The organism is Streptomyces sp. NPDC001700 (assembly GCF_053596435.1).
On record NZ_JBSFGE010000009.1, the window covers coordinates 353,045 to 368,293 of the forward strand.

The 15,249-nt window shown below is 71.1% G+C and carries 15 protein-coding genes; 7 read left to right on the forward strand and 8 right to left on the reverse strand.

All coding sequences use genetic code 11. The annotated features are described in order from the left end of the window. Positions 1–43 precede the first annotated feature (43 nt). The 4 genes from ACWC5C_RS19895 to miaA form a co-directional block, all read right to left on the reverse strand. Complete coding sequence (locus ACWC5C_RS19895; protein ID WP_450876934.1) at positions 44–2,248, reverse strand: RelA/SpoT family protein; 2,205 nt, start codon at positions 2,246–2,248, stop codon at positions 44–46. Positions 2,249–2,385: 137 nt separating this feature from the next. Then, positions 2,386–3,321, reverse strand: a complete 936-nt coding sequence (gene dapF, locus ACWC5C_RS19900; protein WP_450876936.1) for a diaminopimelate epimerase — start codon at positions 3,319–3,321, stop codon at positions 2,386–2,388. A gap of 91 nt (positions 3,322–3,412) precedes the next feature. After that, positions 3,413–3,913 (reverse strand): hypothetical protein, encoded by a 501-nt coding sequence (locus ACWC5C_RS19905; protein WP_450876938.1) that lies wholly within the window; start codon positions 3,911–3,913, stop codon positions 3,413–3,415. 106 nt (positions 3,914–4,019) lie between these two features. Beyond that, on the reverse strand, positions 4,020–4,958 hold the full coding sequence (miaA, locus tag ACWC5C_RS19910) for a tRNA (adenosine(37)-N6)-dimethylallyltransferase MiaA (protein ID WP_450876940.1): 939 nt from the start codon (positions 4,956–4,958) through the stop codon (positions 4,020–4,022). 273 nt (positions 4,959–5,231) lie between these two features. On the opposite strand from miaA, the gene ACWC5C_RS19915 reads away from it, so the two are divergent. Together ACWC5C_RS19915 and ACWC5C_RS19920 are read left to right on the forward strand one after the other, a co-directional pair. Next, positions 5,232–5,387 carry a gliding motility protein gene (locus tag ACWC5C_RS19915; protein WP_450876942.1) on the forward strand — a complete coding sequence of 52 codons (156 nt, stop codon included), beginning with the start codon at positions 5,232–5,234 and terminating at the stop codon, positions 5,385–5,387. A 25-nt stretch (positions 5,388–5,412) separates the two neighbouring features. Further along, positions 5,413–5,673, forward strand: a complete 261-nt coding sequence (locus ACWC5C_RS19920; protein ID WP_385441086.1) for an antitoxin — start codon at positions 5,413–5,415, stop codon at positions 5,671–5,673. A 93-nt stretch (positions 5,674–5,766) separates the two neighbouring features. Here the strand turns inward: ACWC5C_RS19920 and ACWC5C_RS19925 are convergent, their stop codons facing one another. Both ACWC5C_RS19925 and miaB read right to left on the reverse strand, forming a co-directional pair. Next, positions 5,767–6,513: a class III extradiol dioxygenase subunit B-like domain-containing protein gene (locus ACWC5C_RS19925; RefSeq protein WP_450876944.1), complete on the reverse strand. Its 747-nt coding sequence runs from the start codon at positions 6,511–6,513 to the stop codon at positions 5,767–5,769. Between the two features lie 135 nt (positions 6,514–6,648). Continuing rightward, positions 6,649–8,139, reverse strand: coding sequence for a tRNA (N6-isopentenyl adenosine(37)-C2)-methylthiotransferase MiaB (gene miaB / locus ACWC5C_RS19930; RefSeq protein ID WP_450876946.1), 1,491 nt, complete (start codon positions 8,137–8,139; stop codon positions 6,649–6,651). Positions 8,140–8,236: 97 nt separating this feature from the next. Between miaB and ACWC5C_RS19935 the strand changes: the two genes are divergently transcribed. Then, positions 8,237–9,226 (forward strand): TAXI family TRAP transporter solute-binding subunit, encoded by a 990-nt coding sequence (locus ACWC5C_RS19935; protein ID WP_450876948.1) that lies wholly within the window; start codon positions 8,237–8,239, stop codon positions 9,224–9,226. A 21-nt stretch (positions 9,227–9,247) separates the two neighbouring features. On the opposite strand, the gene ACWC5C_RS19940 is transcribed toward ACWC5C_RS19935, so the two are convergent. Both ACWC5C_RS19940 and ACWC5C_RS19945 read right to left on the reverse strand, forming a co-directional pair. Next, positions 9,248–10,663 carry an ATP-binding protein gene (locus ACWC5C_RS19940; protein WP_450876950.1) on the reverse strand — a complete coding sequence of 472 codons (1,416 nt, stop codon included), beginning with the start codon at positions 10,661–10,663 and terminating at the stop codon, positions 9,248–9,250. A gap of 18 nt (positions 10,664–10,681) precedes the next feature. After that, positions 10,682–11,398 (reverse strand): response regulator transcription factor, encoded by a 717-nt coding sequence (locus ACWC5C_RS19945; protein WP_450876952.1) that lies wholly within the window; start codon positions 11,396–11,398, stop codon positions 10,682–10,684. 296 nt (positions 11,399–11,694) lie between these two features. Here ACWC5C_RS19945 and ACWC5C_RS19950 point away from each other — a divergent pair, with 296 nt between their 5' ends. From ACWC5C_RS19950 to ACWC5C_RS19965, 4 genes are all read left to right on the forward strand, one after another. Continuing rightward, on the forward strand, positions 11,695–12,471 hold the full coding sequence (locus ACWC5C_RS19950) for an amino acid ABC transporter ATP-binding protein (RefSeq protein WP_385441096.1): 777 nt from the start codon (positions 11,695–11,697) through the stop codon (positions 12,469–12,471). A 107-nt stretch (positions 12,472–12,578) separates the two neighbouring features. Beyond that, positions 12,579–13,487: a glutamate ABC transporter substrate-binding protein gene (locus ACWC5C_RS19955; protein ID WP_385441099.1), complete on the forward strand. Its 909-nt coding sequence runs from the start codon at positions 12,579–12,581 to the stop codon at positions 13,485–13,487. An 84-nt stretch (positions 13,488–13,571) separates the two neighbouring features. Beyond that, positions 13,572–14,219: an amino acid ABC transporter permease gene (locus ACWC5C_RS19960; RefSeq protein ID WP_385441100.1), complete on the forward strand. Its 648-nt coding sequence runs from the start codon at positions 13,572–13,574 to the stop codon at positions 14,217–14,219. Further along, positions 14,216–15,151 (forward strand): amino acid ABC transporter permease, encoded by a 936-nt coding sequence (locus ACWC5C_RS19965; protein ID WP_450876955.1) that lies wholly within the window; start codon positions 14,216–14,218, stop codon positions 15,149–15,151. The genes ACWC5C_RS19960 and ACWC5C_RS19965 overlap by 4 nt, the downstream gene beginning before the upstream one ends. The last annotated feature ends 98 nt before the right edge of the window (positions 15,152–15,249 follow it).

Here is a 15,249-nt window from a genome sequence, read left to right on the forward strand (position 1 = left end):
GCGGGGGCGCAGTCCCACCCGGGCCCGATCCACCCGAAGGAGTTCAGGAACGGGCGGTCGCCACTCGGCGGCCCTCCCGGGTCACGTCGTAGACGCCGGGAACGTCGCGCATGGCCCGCATCAGCGTCGGCAGCCGCCCCGCGTCGGACAGCTGGAGCGTGTACGTATGGCGGACCCGCTGCTCACGCGGCGGTTCCACGGCGGCGGCGACCACCTCGGCGCCCTCCGCGGCGATGGCCTCGGTGAGGTCCGCGAGCAGATGGGGCCTGCTGAACGCCTCCGCGAAGAGGGTGACCCGGTAGTCGCCCCCGTCCCCGTCGTCCTCCTCCGACCAGCGCACCCCGACCCGCTCCCGCCCGGCGGCGGTCATCCGCGCCACGGCGGGGCACCGCTCGCGGTGGACGGTGACGGCGCCGCCGCGCACCGCGAAGCCGGTGATGGCGTCCGGCGGTACGGGGGTGCAGCACCGGGCCAGCCGTACGATCACGCCGGGCAGGTCGACGACGATGCCCGCCTCCGGACGGCCCGCGGGAGTCACGGGCAGCGCCCTCAGGCCCGCGTCCCCCGCCTCGTCCGGATCGACCTCGTCCGGATCGTCCTCTTCCGGATCCTCGGGGCCGTGCAGGTGCTCGGCGCCGGGCGCCTGGCCCTGCGGCGGCTCATGCGCCGGGTCGGCCGGGTGGGCGGCCAGCCAGCGGTTGATGGCGATGCGCGCGGCCGGGGTACGGGCGTGGTCGAGCCATTCCGGCGAGGGCCCGGACGAGGCCGCGTCCCCCGTCATCAGCAGCTGGAGCGTGTCGCCGTCGCACAGCACGGTGCTGAGCGTCGCGATCCGCCCGTTGACCCGGGCCCCGATACAGGAGTGGGCGTCCTCGCCGTACTGGGCGTACGCGGCGTCCACGCAGCTCGCGCCCGCGGGCAGGCCCAGGGTGCCGCCGTCGGAGCGGAAGACCGTGATCTCCCGGTCCTGGGCGAGGTCGTCGCGCAGCGCGGTCCAGAAGATGTCGGGGTCGGGGGTGGCGCTCTGCCATTCGAGCAGCCGGGACAGCCAGCCGGGGCGGGTGGGGTCGGCCCGCTCGCCCTCGGGCGCGGTGGCCGTCTCGGTCGGGGCGTACGGATTGCCGAGGGCGATCACCCCGGCCTCGGCCACCCGGTGCATCTGGTGCGTGCGGATGAGGACTTCGGCGACCTCACCGGTGCGCCCGGCCACGGCTGTGTGCAGCGATTGGTACAGGTTGAACTTGGGGACGGCGATGAAGTCCTTGAACTCCGAGATCACCGGGGTGAAACAGGTGTGCAGCTCGCCGAGGACCGCGTAACAGTCCGCGTCCTCGGCGACGAGGACCAGAAGCCGCCCGAGGTCGGATCCGGTCAGCTCGCCGCGTTTGATCCCGGCGCGGTGGACGGAGACGAAGTGCCGTGGGCGCACCAGGACTTCGGCGGTGATGCCCGCCTCCTGCAGCACGGCCCGTACGTCCCCGGCGGCGCGGGTGAGCGGGTCGGGGCGGTCCGCGTGGGACTGGAGCAGCTCCCGGGTGCGGACGTACTCCTCGGGGTGGAGGATCGCGAAGACCAGGTCCTCCAGCTCGGTCTTGAGCGCCTGTACGCCGAGCCGTTCGGCCAGCGGGATCAGGACGTCACGGGTGACCTTGGCGATGCGGGCCTGTTTCTCGGGGCGCATCACGCCGAGGGTGCGCATGTTGTGCAGCCGGTCGGCGAGCTTGATCGACATCACCCGGACGTCGTTGCCGGTGGCCACGAGCATCTTGCGGAACGTCTCGGGCTCGGCCGCCGCCCCGTAGTCGACCTTCTCCAACTTGGTGACGCCGTCGACGAGAAAGCGCACCTCCTCGCCGAACTGCTCCCCCACCTGGTCGAGCGTCACCTCGGTGTCCTCGACCGTGTCGTGGAGCAGAGACGCCGTCAACGTGGTGGTCTCCGCGCCCAGTTCGGCGAGGATGAGCGTGACGGCCAGCGGATGGGTGATGTACGGCTCACCGCTCTTGCGCATCTGGCCGCGGTGGGAGGACTCGGCGAGGACGTAGGCCTGGCGCAGCACGTCCAGATCGGCGCCCGGGTGGTACGCGCGGTGCACCTTCGCGACGTGTTCGATCGCGTCCGGCAGCCGGTCCCGGGATGCCGGTCCCTGCAGCGCGGCCCGGCCGAATCTGCGGATATTGCGCAGGTCGATGCGGGGGAGGCCGCGCCTGCGGCCGAGAGCGGCTTGATCTGGAGCCTCTGCGCTCATGGGCACCTCCGGCGGCGTCGAGCGTCAACCGGCGTGGGCACTCCCCCGGGGCCGGTGCTTGATGCTATCGAGCCCACCACGCACGGCTGACCGGCTCTCGCCCAGAGTGAAACGGATCACCCATGAGAGGGACGAGTTCAGTCGACGGCCGCGTCCAGCCATACGGGATCAAACTCTCCCTCGGCAACGATCACGGCAGGGCCCGTCATCTCCACCGTACCGTCCGGCCGCTCGCTGATCACAAGTCGCCCGCCGGGTACGTCCACCGTGTACGTGACGGGGTGCCCGGTGACGCCCGGATCGGCCCCGTCACGGCGCGCGGCGGCCACCATGACGGCGCAGGCGCCGGTGCCGCAGGAACGGGTCTCGCCGGAGCCGCGCTCGTGCACGCGCAGCGCGACGTGCCGCGGGCCGCGGTCGACGACGAACTCGACGTTGACGCCGTTCGGGTACGCGGTGGCAGGGTGCACGGCGGGCGCCGTGAACAGGGTCCCGGCCTGGTCGAGGTCGTCGACGAAGGCGACCGCGTGCGGGTTGCCCATGTTCACATTGCGGGCGGACCAGGTCCGGTCGCCGACCGTGACCGTGATGCCGCCGTCGGGGCCGGGCTCGGGCACAGCGGCCTTGCCCATGCCGACGGTGATCGCGCCGCCGTCCGGGGCGCCCCCGGGCTCCCCGGCCGCCTGGGCGTCCCCGGCGGCCTTGGCGATGTGGACATGCCGCAGTCCGGCCCGGGTCGCGATCGTCAGGTCGCCCTCCTCGGCGAGCCCCGCCCGCTGGAGGTACCGGGCGAACACGCGGACGCCGTTCCCGCACATCTCGGCGATGCTGCCGTCGCCGTTGCGGTAGTCCATGAACCACTGGGCCTCGGCGGCCATGGCCCGCGCCTCGGGGTGCGCCGACGACCGTACGACGCGGATCAGCCCGTCGCCGCCGACACCGGCGCGGCGGTCGCAGATCCGGGCGACGGCGGCCGCGGACAGCTCCAGGTGACCGTCCAGGTCGGGGACGATGACGAAGTCGTTCTCAGTGCCGTGGCCCTTCAGGAACCGCAGCCGGGGCGCGTTGCTCATTCCTCGATCCTACGGGGGCTCGGCACGGGCCGTCGCTCCGTGCCGGGCGAGCCCGGGAGCACCGGGGACCCCTTCCAGCGCAGGCGGCCGCCTAGCGCAGGCGGGCCACGCGCCAGATGGTGAGGGCCGCGAGCAGCACCACGATCACCACGTAGAGCACGACGAAGCGCCAGTCCGGGCGGCGGCCGGAGCCCCGGGGCGGCAGGCCGGGCCAGGTGTAGCCCACCCGGCGGGCGGCCATCAGGCCCCAGCCCGCCGCGCAGCAGCTGAGCAGCAGGCCGAGCATGGCCACGACCGCGCCTCCGTCGCCGAACTCGAAGGCGAGCGGGAAGGCGAACATCAGCGAGCCGAGGATGGCGAGGCCGACGATCGGCGCGATCTGCCAGATCCGCATCCGGCGGGGCGGGCGCAGCTCGCGGAAGGACTCCCCGGAGCCCGCTTCGCCCGGCTCCCCCGCCTCGTCGAGAACCGGGTCCCCCAGCTCGGGGAGCGCGGGAACCTCGTCGGGGCCGTCCGGGGTCAGCGGCCCGGGATCGCCATGCGGCGAGTCCCGCGCTGCTGGCTGCGATGCGTTGCGAGGGCCGGCCTCCATCGCCACACGCCCTCCCCACTCCAGACACACGCACGATCGGAGCTCGATGATGGCATGCTCGCGGGGGCCTCAATGACGAGCGGAGCGTCCCGATGCCATGACGTGATCAGGCTGTGACCGCCCGTTCAACCAACGCGAGCGCGCTCGCCAGGAGTTCTTCCCGGTCCGCGGCCGCTCCGCTGAGCCAGTGGACCCTCGGATCGCGGCGGAACCAGGAGTCCTGACGGCGCGCGAACCGCTTGGTTGCGCGCACGGTCTCGCCCCGGGCCTCGTCCTCCGTGCACTCTCCGGCGAGGGCGGCGAGCACCTGCTGGTAGCCGAGGGCGCGGGAGGCCGTACGCCCCTCCCGCAGCCCGGCCGCTTCGAGCCCCCTGACCTCGTCCACCAGACCGGCCTCCCACATCCGGCCCACGCGCACGGTGATCCGCTCGTCCAGCTCGGGCCGCTCGACGTCCACACCGATCTGGAGGGTGTCGTAGACGGCCTCGTGACCGGGGAGGTTGGCGGTGAAGGGACGGCCGGTGATCTCTATGACCTCCAGCGCCCGCACCACCCGCCGCCCGTTGCTGGGCAGGATCGCCCGGCCCGCCTCGGGGTCGGCGGCCGCCAGCCGGGCGTGCAGGGCTCCCGGGCCCAGCTCCGCCAGCTCGGCTTCGAGCCTGGCCCGCACGGCCGGGTCGGTGCCCGGGAAGTCGAGCGCGTCGATCGCGCCGCGGATGTACAGACCGGAGCCGCCGACCAGGACCGGCGTACGGCCCTCGGCGAGCAGCCGGTCCATCTCGGCGCGGGCCAGTCGCTGGTATTCGGCGACGCTGGCCGTCTGGGTGACGTCCCAGATGCCGAGCAGACGGTGGGGCACCCCCTGCCGCTCCTCCTCCGTCAGTTTGGCGGTGCCGATGTCCATGCCCCGGTAGAGCTGCATGGAGTCGGCGTTGACGACCTCGCCGTCGAGGTGCCGGGCGAGCGCGACGCCCAGATCGGACTTACCGGCCGCGGTGGGGCCGACGACGGCGATGACTCGCGGCGGATGGCCTGCTGTATTCACCCGCCCAGTCTCGCAAACCCCCGGGGGCCTCCTCGAACGAGCGACGTGACGGGGGACGGCCGTGATCGTTGCCTGTTGCGAGGTTCCGAGGACCGGTTCGGGGGACCGGTGCCCGCGAGCGGCGCAATGGGACGCTCCGAGCGGCACGGGATTTCGCCCACACGAGTAGGCTATGGAGTAGATATGGGCGTGTTTTCCAGGTTTCGTCGTGCGTCGAAGGAGACGAGCCGTCCGTCCGAAGCAGCGCCATCCGAGCAGTCCGCGGCCGACGCCGTGACAGAGGCACCGGCCCCCGGGGCCTCCGCCGAGGCGGAACCGGAGCGGAGCGAGGAGGGGGCCGCGACGGGCGAGGGGGCGGCAGCCATCCCGAAGCAGCAGTCCGCGGCCGAGACGGCCGACAGCGAGGCCGGTGAGGGCGCCCGCACATAAGGGATCCGATGAGGGAAGGTGGCCCATGGGCCTGCTGGACAATCTCAAGGCCAAGGCCGGTGTCATGAAGGACCGGGCCGGCAGCTTCGCGCAGCAGCACGAGGCCAAGATCGAGCGGGGTCTCGACAAGGCAGCCAAGACGGTCGACACCAGGACCAAGGGCAAGTACAGCGCAAGGATCGAGACTGGCACGGGCAAGGCGAAGGGCGCCCTCAACCGCCTCTCCCACCGGAACGAGGACCGCGGCGGGAACGAGCGCAAGGACCAGGGCGGCGACAGCGCCTGACCCCCGCCGGCACGCGGCCGCGGAGCGGATGCCTCGCGGCCGCGGCGGTCCTGTGCCCGCACCCCACCGCGCCCGCGGTGCGCGATGCCCGCGCTACGCCCAGCGGGCCACGAAATACCCCACGCCGTATGGCGCCTCGTCATACCGCAACTCCCCCTTCAGCCCCGCCCCTTCGGCCGCTCCCGCGAGCACCTGCAGCGGAGCGCGGCCAGCCGCCTTCAGCTCGTAGGCCAGCTGCTCGTCGAGCGCCGCGAGGGCCGCGGTGTCGGCCGCCGCCAGCGCACGCGCCAGCTCGGCGTCGAACGCGGCGGCGCGCTCGTCGAGATAGCCCGGTGCCTTCAGCGTCCGGCACGCGCTGCCGTCGCCCATCACCAGCAGCGCGACCCGCTCCGCCGACGCGGCGAGCTTCCTTCCGACCTGGATACACCGCTCGGCCTCGAGAGGTTCCCCCACCCCCAGCCCCTCGACGGGAGAAACGTCCCACCCCGCGCGTTCCAGCAGCCAGGCGCCGACCGCCAGCGACGGTGGCAGCGGCCGCCCAGGGGCCCTTTCTTCTGCCTGCCCGCCGACCGCGCCGCCCCCGGGCGCCGCGCCCCCGAGCCGTACCTCCACGTCCACGCCGAAGCCGCGGAACGATCCGGTGGCACCCTGCGCATGGGCCCCGCGCCCGGCCTGCTCCGCCGGTCCGGCCACGATCAGCCGCTCGGGCCGGGCCGCCGCGAGCGCCGCCACCGCGTCCAGGCAGGCCGCGCGCAGCCCGTCCAGCTCGGGGGCCGCTCCGGCGGCCACCTCGGGCACCAGCAGCGGCGGACAGGGACAGACGGCGGCGGCGATCAGCATGATCGCCAGCCTATCCGGCGGGGCGGGCCCGCCGTCGCGGTCGGTCAGCGGCCGGACAGTGGTGGGACGGTGGTCGGTCAGAGGCCGGACAGTGGTCGGTCAGCGGCCGGACAGTGGCGGATCAGCGGCCGGTCGTCAGTCGCAGCCGCAGCCCGTCGCGGGCGCCGGGGCAGGGGCGGGCGCGCCGATGGTGGGCAGCCCCAGCATCACGCCCGCGGGCTTCTTCCCCTCGGCCGTGTTCCGCCGCTCCCAGGCGTCGCCCGCGCGCGTGCGCCGGACGCCCCGGGCCGGGCCCTCGGCCAGCAGGTGGTGCGGCGCGGCGTAGGTGATGTCGACGGTGACGACGTCACCGGGGCGCACCGGCTCCTCGGGCCGGGTGAAGTGCACCAGGCGGTTGTCGGGGGCGCGGCCGGACAGCCGCCGGGTGGCGTCGTCCTTGCGGCCCTCGCCCTCGGCGACGAGCACCTCCAGTGTCCGCCCCTCCTGCTTCTTGTTCTCCTCCCAGGAGATCTCCTCCTGGAGGGCGACCAGCCGCTCGTACCGCTCCTGGACGACCGCCTTCGGCAGCTGCCCGTCCATCTCGGCGGCGGGCGTCCCGGGCCGCTTGGAGTACTGGAAGGTGAACGCCTGGGCGAACCGCGCCTCGCGGACCACGTGCAGGGTCTGCTCGAAGTCCTCGTCCGTCTCGCCGGGGAAGCCGACGATGATGTCGGTCGAGATGGCGGCGTCCGGCATCGCGGCGCGCACCTTCTCGATGATGCCGAGGTAGCGCTCCTGCCGGTACGAGCGGCGCATCGCCTTCAGCACGGTGTCCGAACCGGACTGCAGCGGCATGTGCAGCTGCGGCATCACGTTCTCCGTCTCCGCCATGGCGGAGACGACGTCGTCCGTGAAGTCACGCGGATGCGGCGAGGTGAACCGGACCCGCTCCAGCCCCTCCACGTTCCCGCAGGCGCGCAGCAGCTTGCTGAACGCCTCGCGGTCGCCGATGTCCGAGCCGTACGCGTTCACGTTCTGGCCGAGCAGGGTGATCTCGGTGACGCCCTCGGCGACCAGCGCCTCCACCTCGGCGAGGATGTCGCCCGGGCGGCGATCCTTCTCCTTGCCGCGCAGCGCCGGGACGATGCAGAACGTGCAGGTGTTGTTGCAGCCGACGGAGATGGAGACCCACGCGGCGTACGCGGACTCGCGCCGCGTCGGAAGGGTGGAGGGGAAGGCTTCCAGCGACTCGGCGATCTCGACCTGGGCCTCTTCCTGGACCCGGGCGCGCTCCAGCAGCACCGGCAGGCTGCCGATGTTGTGGGTGCCGAAGACGACGTCGACCCAGGGGGCCTTCTTGACGATGGTGTCCCGGTCCTTCTGGGCCAGGCATCCGCCCACGGCGATCTGCATGCCCGGGCGCCGCGCCTTGATCGGTGCGAGCCTGCCGAGATTGCCGTACAGCCGGTTGTCGGCGTTCTCCCGCACCGCGCAGGTATTGAAGACGACGATGTCGGCCTCGCCCTCACCCGTACTTTCGGGCGCGCGGACATAACCGGCGCCTTCCAGCAGGCCGGACAGGCGCTCGGAGTCGTGGACATTCATCTGGCACCCGTAGGTGCGCACCTCGTAAGTCTTCGCACTCATCTCAATCGACCAGGGTACGTGTTCGTCCCGCTCCCCCGCCCCTCCCTTCCCGGGACCCCTCTCCCTTCCTGCGACGGGGCCTGGCAGGATCCTGCCCATGGCCGTCCACCTTCCGCGCCCGGACCGGCGCCGCGCCCTGCAGTCCGCCGCGGCGGGCGTGGTCGTGCTCGCGCTGCTGCTGTGGTGGCTCCTGCCGGTCGGCGGCGGGGAGCAGCCCCGGGGGAAGGTGACCTTCGCGACGGGGGTCTCCACCGGCGTCTACCAGACCTACGGCGAAATGCTGAGGCGGGACCTGTCCCGGGACCTGCCCGATGTGGACGTCACGCTTCAGGAGACCCGGGGGTCGCCCGACAACGTGGAGCGGCTGGCCCGGGGCCGGGCCACCTTCGCCATCGCCGCCACCGACGCCGTCGCCGCCTACCACGGCAAGGACGCCGGGCGGCTGCGCGCCTGCGCGCGGCTGTACGACGACTACATGCAGCTGATCGTGCCGCGCGGCTCGAAGGTGCGCTCGGCGCGGGATCTGCGCGGCCTTAGGGTCGGCGTCGGGGACGACGGCTCGGGCGTACAGCTGATCACTCGGGGGCTGCTCAAGGCCGCCGGGCTCGGCTTCGACAAGGACATCACGGCCGTGCGCTCCGGTATCGACACGATGCCGAAGCTGCTGCGGAAGGGGAAGCTGGACGCCTTCTTCTGGTCCGGCGGGCTGCCGACCACCGCGGTGCGCACCCTGGCCCGGATGTATCCGATCCGGCTTGTCCAGCTCGGCGACCTCACGGGCCCGCTGCACCGGCAGGGCGGGGTGACGCGCTACTACCGGGCGGCGACCGTGCCCGCCGACGCGTATCAGGAGATGCGCCAGCCAGATGACGTCAAGACGATCGCGGTACCCAATCTCCTGGTCACCACGGACCGGGTGGACCCGGAGCTGGCGAAGGGCGTCACCCGCACGGTGATAGAGAACCGGGACCGCATCGGGGCGAAGGTGCACGCCGCGCAGAAGGTGGACCTGCGGACGGCCGTCTTCACCGATCCGCTGCCGCTGCACAAGGGCGCGGCGCGCTATTACCGCTCGGAGAAGCCGTGAGGGCCCTGGAGAGGACGCACCTCACTGCGGCTTGCCGCGCGGCAGGGTGATGGTGACGCGCAGCCCGCGGGGCTCGTTGGGCGCGTAGTCCATGGTGGCGCCGCCCGCCGTGAGCAGCGCGTGGGAGATGGACAGGCCCAGCCCGGAACCCGAGACGTTCTGGTGCCGGTTGCTGCGCCAGAAGCGGTCACCGACCCGGGACAGCTCCTCCTCGGTGAGGCCGGGGCCGCCGTCGGAGACGGTCAGGGCGATGGTCTCGCCCTCGGCCCGCGTGGAGACCTCGACGTGCGACCCCTGGGGGGTGAACTTCAGCGCGTTGTCGACGATCGCGTCCAGAGCGCTGGACAGGGCCACCGGATCGGCCCAGCCGGTGATGGCCGAAGGGCCCGTATAGGCCAGGCCGACCTCCTCGCGCCCGGCGACCGGAAGCCAGGCGTCCACCCGGTCGGCGGCCAGTTCGGCGATATCGGTGAGCCGCAGGTCGGCCGCGGTGTGCTCGGCCAGAGCCAGGTCGAGGAGATCGTCCAGGACACGGGCCAGGCGCTTGCCCTCGGTACGTACCGAGGCGATCTCCTCATGGCCGTCGGGCAGTTCCAGCGCCAGCAGCTCGATGCGCAGCAGCAGCGCGGAGAGCGGGTTGCGCAGCTGGTGGGAGGCGTCGGCGACGAAGGCCCGCTGCTGTTCCAGGACTTCCTCGACGTTGTCGGCCATCTCGTTGAACGAGCGGGCCAGCCGGCGCAGCTCCGGCGGGCCCGAGGCGGCCGCGACCCGCGACTGCATGCGCCCGGTCGCGATGTCGTGCGTGGCGGTGTCCAGGATGCGTACGGGCCGCAGCACCCAGCCGGTGAGCCGGATCGCGGCCCCCACCGCGAGCAGCATCGCGGCGCACTCCCCGCCCGCGATGACCAGCCAGCCGTGCAGGATGCGCGAGCGCATCCGGCCGGTGGGCGAGTCGGTCACCACGACGGCCACCACGTCCCCGTCCCGTACGACGGGGGAGGCGACCGTGAGCCTGCCCTGCTGCCAGGGCCACACCTGCGGCGGATCGTGGCTGCGGCGCCCGGCCAGGGCCTCGTCGAAGGCCTCTGCGCCGTGCCCGCTCCGGGGCAGCCGCCAGTCGGCGGGCGCCTTGGCCATCCGCAGGCCGTCCCGGTAGAACACCCCGGCCCGGATGCCGTACAGATCGTGGTAGCGCGCGAGTTCCGAACTCAGCGTATTGAGCCGTTCGTTGCCCCCCTCGCCCTCCTCCTCCGCCACGGCCGTCGGCCCCGCGGTGACGAACTGGGCGAGCGCGGCGAAGCGGGCGGTGTCGTCGATCCGGTCGACGACCACGCGCTGCTGCTCACGGGCGGCCAGGCTCCCGGCGAGCGGGAAGCCGAGCGCCAGCAGGACGCCCGCCATGAGGACGATGAGCAGCGGGAGGAGGCGAGTGCGCACGCGTGATGCCCTGGCCGCTCAGCCGACCGGGGCGACGAGACGGTAGCCCACGCCACGCACCGTCTCGATCAGGGCGGGCATGTGCAGCTTGGAGCGGAGCGAGGCGATGTGCACCTCCAGGGTGCGCCCGGTCCCCTCCCAACTGGTGCGCCACACCTCGCTGATGATCTGCTCGCGGCGGAAGACCACGCCGGGGCGCTGGGCGAGCAGCGCGAGCAGGTCGAACTCCTTGCGGGTGAGCGAGATCGTCGCGCCGTCGACCGAGACCTGGCGGGTGGGCAGTTCGATGGTGACCGGGCCGAGCCGCAGCGGCGGCTGCGGGCCTTCTCCGCCCTCTTCATTACCCGCCCCGGCACCGGAGTCGGAGGGGAGAGTACGCCTGCTGACGGCGTGGATACGGGCGAGCAGCTCCATGGTGTCGTACGGCTTGACCACGTAGTCGTCCGCACCGAGGTTGAGCCCGTGTATGCGGGACCGTACGTCGGAACGCGCGGTCACCATGATCACGGGTGTCGCGGTGAGCTTGCGGATCCGTCCGCACACCTCGAAGCCGTCCTGGTCCGGCAGACCGAGGTCGAGGAGTACGACGCCGAAGGGCGCGCCCGCGCCGGGCAGCAGCGCCCGCAGCGCCTCCTCGCCGCTGCGGGCGTGGGTGACGTCGAAGCCATGCCGGGCCAGCACCGCGGACAGGGCCGCGGCGACATGGTTGTCATCCTCGACGAGCAGCAGCCTCACCAGCCCCTCCTCCACCTTCCACCTCATGGGTTACGCGACTCAGGTGCGCGCGGCCCGAACGTGACCGAAGACACGGCCCCAGGGAATCCACTCCGATCCACACGCGGGCGTCAAGACGCATACAGTCACAGGGAGGTTTCCGTTATGCAGCCGGTACGACGCCCTTAGGGCCCCTTACACAGTGTGCCGCGCCGAGGCCAGATCGTTATCCTCAATTTCCGCTCAGATGTAATGACGCTGATCGTGGCTGCTCATTAATGTCCTCCCAACCAAGGAGGACGGGAGCGGAAAGCCGAATGAGCGAAGTATCGGTGACCAAGGACGCCGCATCAGTGGCGAACGCGTTGGTCTCGCTGTCCGGAGTCAATAAGCACTTCGGCGCGCTGCATGTCCTCCAGGACATCGACCTGACCATATCCCGCGGTGAGGTGGTCGTCGTCATCGGGCCGTCGGGGTCCGGAAAGTCCACGCTGTGCCGCACGATCAACCGGCTGGAGACGATCGACGCCGGTTCCATCACGATCGACGGCAAGCCGCTGCCCCAGGAGGGCAGGGAGCTGGCCCGCCTTCGCGCGGACGTCGGCATGGTGTTCCAGTCCTTCAACCTCTTCGCGCACAAGACGGTGCTCGAGAACGTGATGCTGGGCCAGATCAAGGTCCGTAAGGCCGACAAGAAGGCCGCCGAGGACAAGGCCCGCAAGCTGCTCGACCGGGTGGGCGTCGGCGCCCAGGCGGACAAGTACCCCGCCCAGCTCTCCGGCGGCCAGCAGCAGCGCGTGGCGATCGCGCGGGCGCTGGCCATGGACCCGAAGGTGATGCTCTTCGACGAGCCGACCTCGGCGCTCGACCCGGAGATGATCAACGAGGTGCTGGAGGTCATGCAGCAGCTCGCCCGGGACGGCATGACGATGGTCGTCGTCACCCACGAGATGGGCTTCGCGCGCTCCGCCGCGAACCGCGTGGTCTTCATGTCGGACGGCCGGATCGTCGAAGAGGCCGAGCCGGACCAGTTCTTCAACAACCCGCGCAGCGACCGGGCCAAGGACTTCCTCTCGAAGATCCTCCACCACTGAGCCGCTCAGCCAGTGAGTCAGTGAGTCAGTGAGCCCGCTTCGGCGCACCAAGTTTGCGATGACGTCAAGTCCGCGAAGACGTACGGAACCAAGGATGGGGCAGCACCATGAGGATGCGTAACACGGCAGCGGCCGCAGCGGTGGCACTCGCTCTGGCGGCGACCGCGACCGCCTGTGGCGGCGAGTCGGGCACCGCCGGCGACAAGCCGAAGGGCGGCGACGTCTTCGACGGCTCGTACACGGTCGCCAAGGACGTGAAGCTGGACTCGCCGACCCTGCAGGCGGCCCAGAAGCGCGGCAAGATCGTCATCGGCGCCAAGGCCGACCAGCCCTTCCTGGGTTTCGTGGACACCGCGGGCAAGCGCTCCGGCTTCGACATCGAGATCGCCAAGATGGTCGCCGCCGACCTGGGCTTCTCGGCCGACAAGATCACCTTCAAGACGGTCGACTCCAACGTCCGCGAGACCTCCATCTCCAAGGGCCAGGTCGACTACTACGTCGGCACCTACACGATCAACGACGAGCGCAAGAAGCAGGTCGGCTTCGCAGGCCCGTACTACCAGGCCGGCGCCGACCTGCTGGTCCGCAAGGACGAGAAGGGCATCACCGGCCCGGACAGCGTCAAGGGCAAGAAGGTCTGCTCGATCGTCGGCTCCACTCCGCTCCAGGAGATCAAGAAGGCGAAGTACGGCGCCAAGACCACCGAGCTGAGCAAGTACTCGCTGTGCGTCAAGCAGCTCCTCGACGGCCAGGTCGACGCGGTCACCACTGACGACGCGATCCTCAAGGGCTACGCGGCCCAGCGGCCGTCGAAGCTCAAGCTGGTCGAGAAGCCGTTCACCGAGGAGCCGTACGGCATCGGGATGAACAAGGACGACAAGGTGCTGCGCGACGCGATCACCGACTCGCTGGAGAAGCACATCAAGAACGGCGACTACAAGAAGGCATACGTCGGCACGCTCGGCAAGTCGGGCTCCTCCTACGTCGCGCCGAAGACCCCGCTGCCCCGCTACTGAACGGTCCGGCCCCTGGTCCCCCGTTCACCCGTGAAGCCGGTGCGCTCCGCACGCCGCTGACCCGACCGCTACCGCGGAGAATCGATGAACGTACTCCTCGATCATTTGCCCCAGTTCCGTGAGGGGTTCCTCGGAACCCTCGCCCTCACGGCGGCCAGTGCGGCGCTCGCCCTCATCCTGGGCATCATCATGGCCGGCTTCCGGGTGTCCCCCATTCCGCCGCTGCGCGCCTTCGGCACGGCGTGGGTCACCCTGTTGCGCAACACCCCGCTGACCCTGCTGTTCCTGATCGCCTTCTTCGTGGTCCCGCAGATCTTGTTCCCGGGGACGAGTCCGTTCGTTCTCGCGATGCTGGCGCTGGGCTGCTACACGTCGTCCTTCGTCTGCGAGGCCGTGCGGTCCGGTATCAACACCGTGCCGCTCGGCCAGGCGGAGGCCGCCCGCAGCCTGGGCATGACCTTCACCCAGACGCTGCGGATGATCGTCCTCCCCCAGGCCACCCGGACCGTGATACCTCCCATGAGCAGCATCTTCATCGCTCTGACGAAGAACTCGGCCATCGCGGGCGCCTTCAGCAACACCGAACTGTTCAACGTCTCGAAGCTGCTCAGTGACAAGGGCTTCGCGATCGGGTGGATCTTCCTCTGGGTCGCCCTGTGCTACCTCGTCATCACCTTCACCATCAGCGGTGCCTTCCGACTGCTGGAGAGCCGTCTGGAGGTGGCCCGATGAGCGCGAGCGTCCTGTACGACGCGCCCGGCCCCAAGGCCCGTATCCGCAACCGCGTCTACTCGGTCATCGGCTCCCTCGCCGTTCTCGGACTGATCGTCTTCATCGTCCTGCGGCTGAACGCCAAGGGACAGTTCGCGCCGGAGATGTGGGACATCTTCAACAACGCCGGTGTGCGGACCAGCATCCGCGACGGCGTGCTCACCACCCTCCAGGTGTTCGCCGTGGCGGCGGTACTCTCGCTGGTCCTGGGTGTCGTGCTCGCGGTCGCCCGGCTCTCGGACCACAAGCCCGTCCGCTGGCTCGCGACCGGATTCATCGAACTGTTCCGGGCCATCCCGCTGCTGATCACCATCTACGTGCTGTGGGTGCTCTTCCTCACCTACCGGACCGACCTGGGCCTCACCGGTGACAGCACCGGCTTCTGGGCGCTGGTCATCGGACTGACCGTCTACAACGGCTCGGTGCAGGCCGAGGTGCTGCGTGCGGGCATCAACTCGGTACCGCGCGGGCAGAGTGAGGCCGCCTACGCCCTCGGTATGAGCAAGACCCAGGTCATGACGACGGTCCTGATTCCGCAGGCCGTCCGGGCGATGCTGCCGACCATCATCAGCCAGCTCGTGGTGACCCTGAAGGACACCTCGCTCGGCTACGTCATCACCTACCAGGAGCTGCTGTTCCAGCTCCAGCAGCTCGCCAACAACATCGTCGTCAACGACGACAACCCCTTCGTGCCGGTGATCATCGTCGGGGGCACCATCTACATCGCGATGTGCCTGGCTCTCTCCGCCCTGGCCACGTGGATCGAACGGCGCGGCCGTCGCGCCAAGACCGGCATCCCGGTCGCGGACGCCGCCCAGCCGCTCGCGGCCGCCGACCCGCTCGAGACGGTGGACCCGTCCGCTCCGGACCAGCCTGCCGGTAAGACCGGCTGAGGCAAGCGGGTCCTGACGGGGGGGGGGGGGGGGGCCCCCCCCCCCCGCCCCCCCCCCCCCGCCCCCGCCCGCGGTGGCCATGAGTGTGTTAAATCTCA

Bases quoted from the DNA above. Each gene is read 5' to 3' on its own strand.
- ACWC5C_RS19925 (WP_450876944.1), bottom strand. From the start codon at position 6,513: ATGCTGATCGCCGCCGCCGTCTGTCCCTGTCCGCCGCTGCTGGTGCCC.
- dapF (WP_450876936.1), bottom strand. From the start codon at position 3,321: ATGAGCAACGCGCCCCGGCTGCGGTTCCTGAAGGGCCACGGCACTGAG.
- ACWC5C_RS19920 (WP_385441086.1), top strand. From the start codon at position 5,413: ATGGGCCTGCTGGACAATCTCAAGGCCAAGGCCGGTGTCATGAAGGAC.
- ACWC5C_RS19955 (WP_385441099.1), top strand. From the start codon at position 12,579: ATGAGGATGCGTAACACGGCAGCGGCCGCAGCGGTGGCACTCGCTCTG.
- ACWC5C_RS19960 (WP_385441100.1), top strand. From the start codon at position 13,572: ATGAACGTACTCCTCGATCATTTGCCCCAGTTCCGTGAGGGGTTCCTC.
- miaB (WP_450876946.1), bottom strand. From the start codon at position 8,139: ATGAGTGCGAAGACTTACGAGGTGCGCACCTACGGGTGCCAGATGAAT.
- ACWC5C_RS19950 (WP_385441096.1), top strand. From the start codon at position 11,695: ATGAGCGAAGTATCGGTGACCAAGGACGCCGCATCAGTGGCGAACGCG.
- ACWC5C_RS19905 (WP_450876938.1), bottom strand. From the start codon at position 3,913: ATGGAGGCCGGCCCTCGCAACGCATCGCAGCCAGCAGCGCGGGACTCG.
- ACWC5C_RS19935 (WP_450876948.1), top strand. From the start codon at position 8,237: ATGGCCGTCCACCTTCCGCGCCCGGACCGGCGCCGCGCCCTGCAGTCC.
- ACWC5C_RS19965 (WP_450876955.1), top strand. From the start codon at position 14,216: ATGAGCGCGAGCGTCCTGTACGACGCGCCCGGCCCCAAGGCCCGTATC.
- ACWC5C_RS19895 (WP_450876934.1), bottom strand. From the start codon at position 2,248: ATGAGCGCAGAGGCTCCAGATCAAGCCGCTCTCGGCCGCAGGCGCGGC.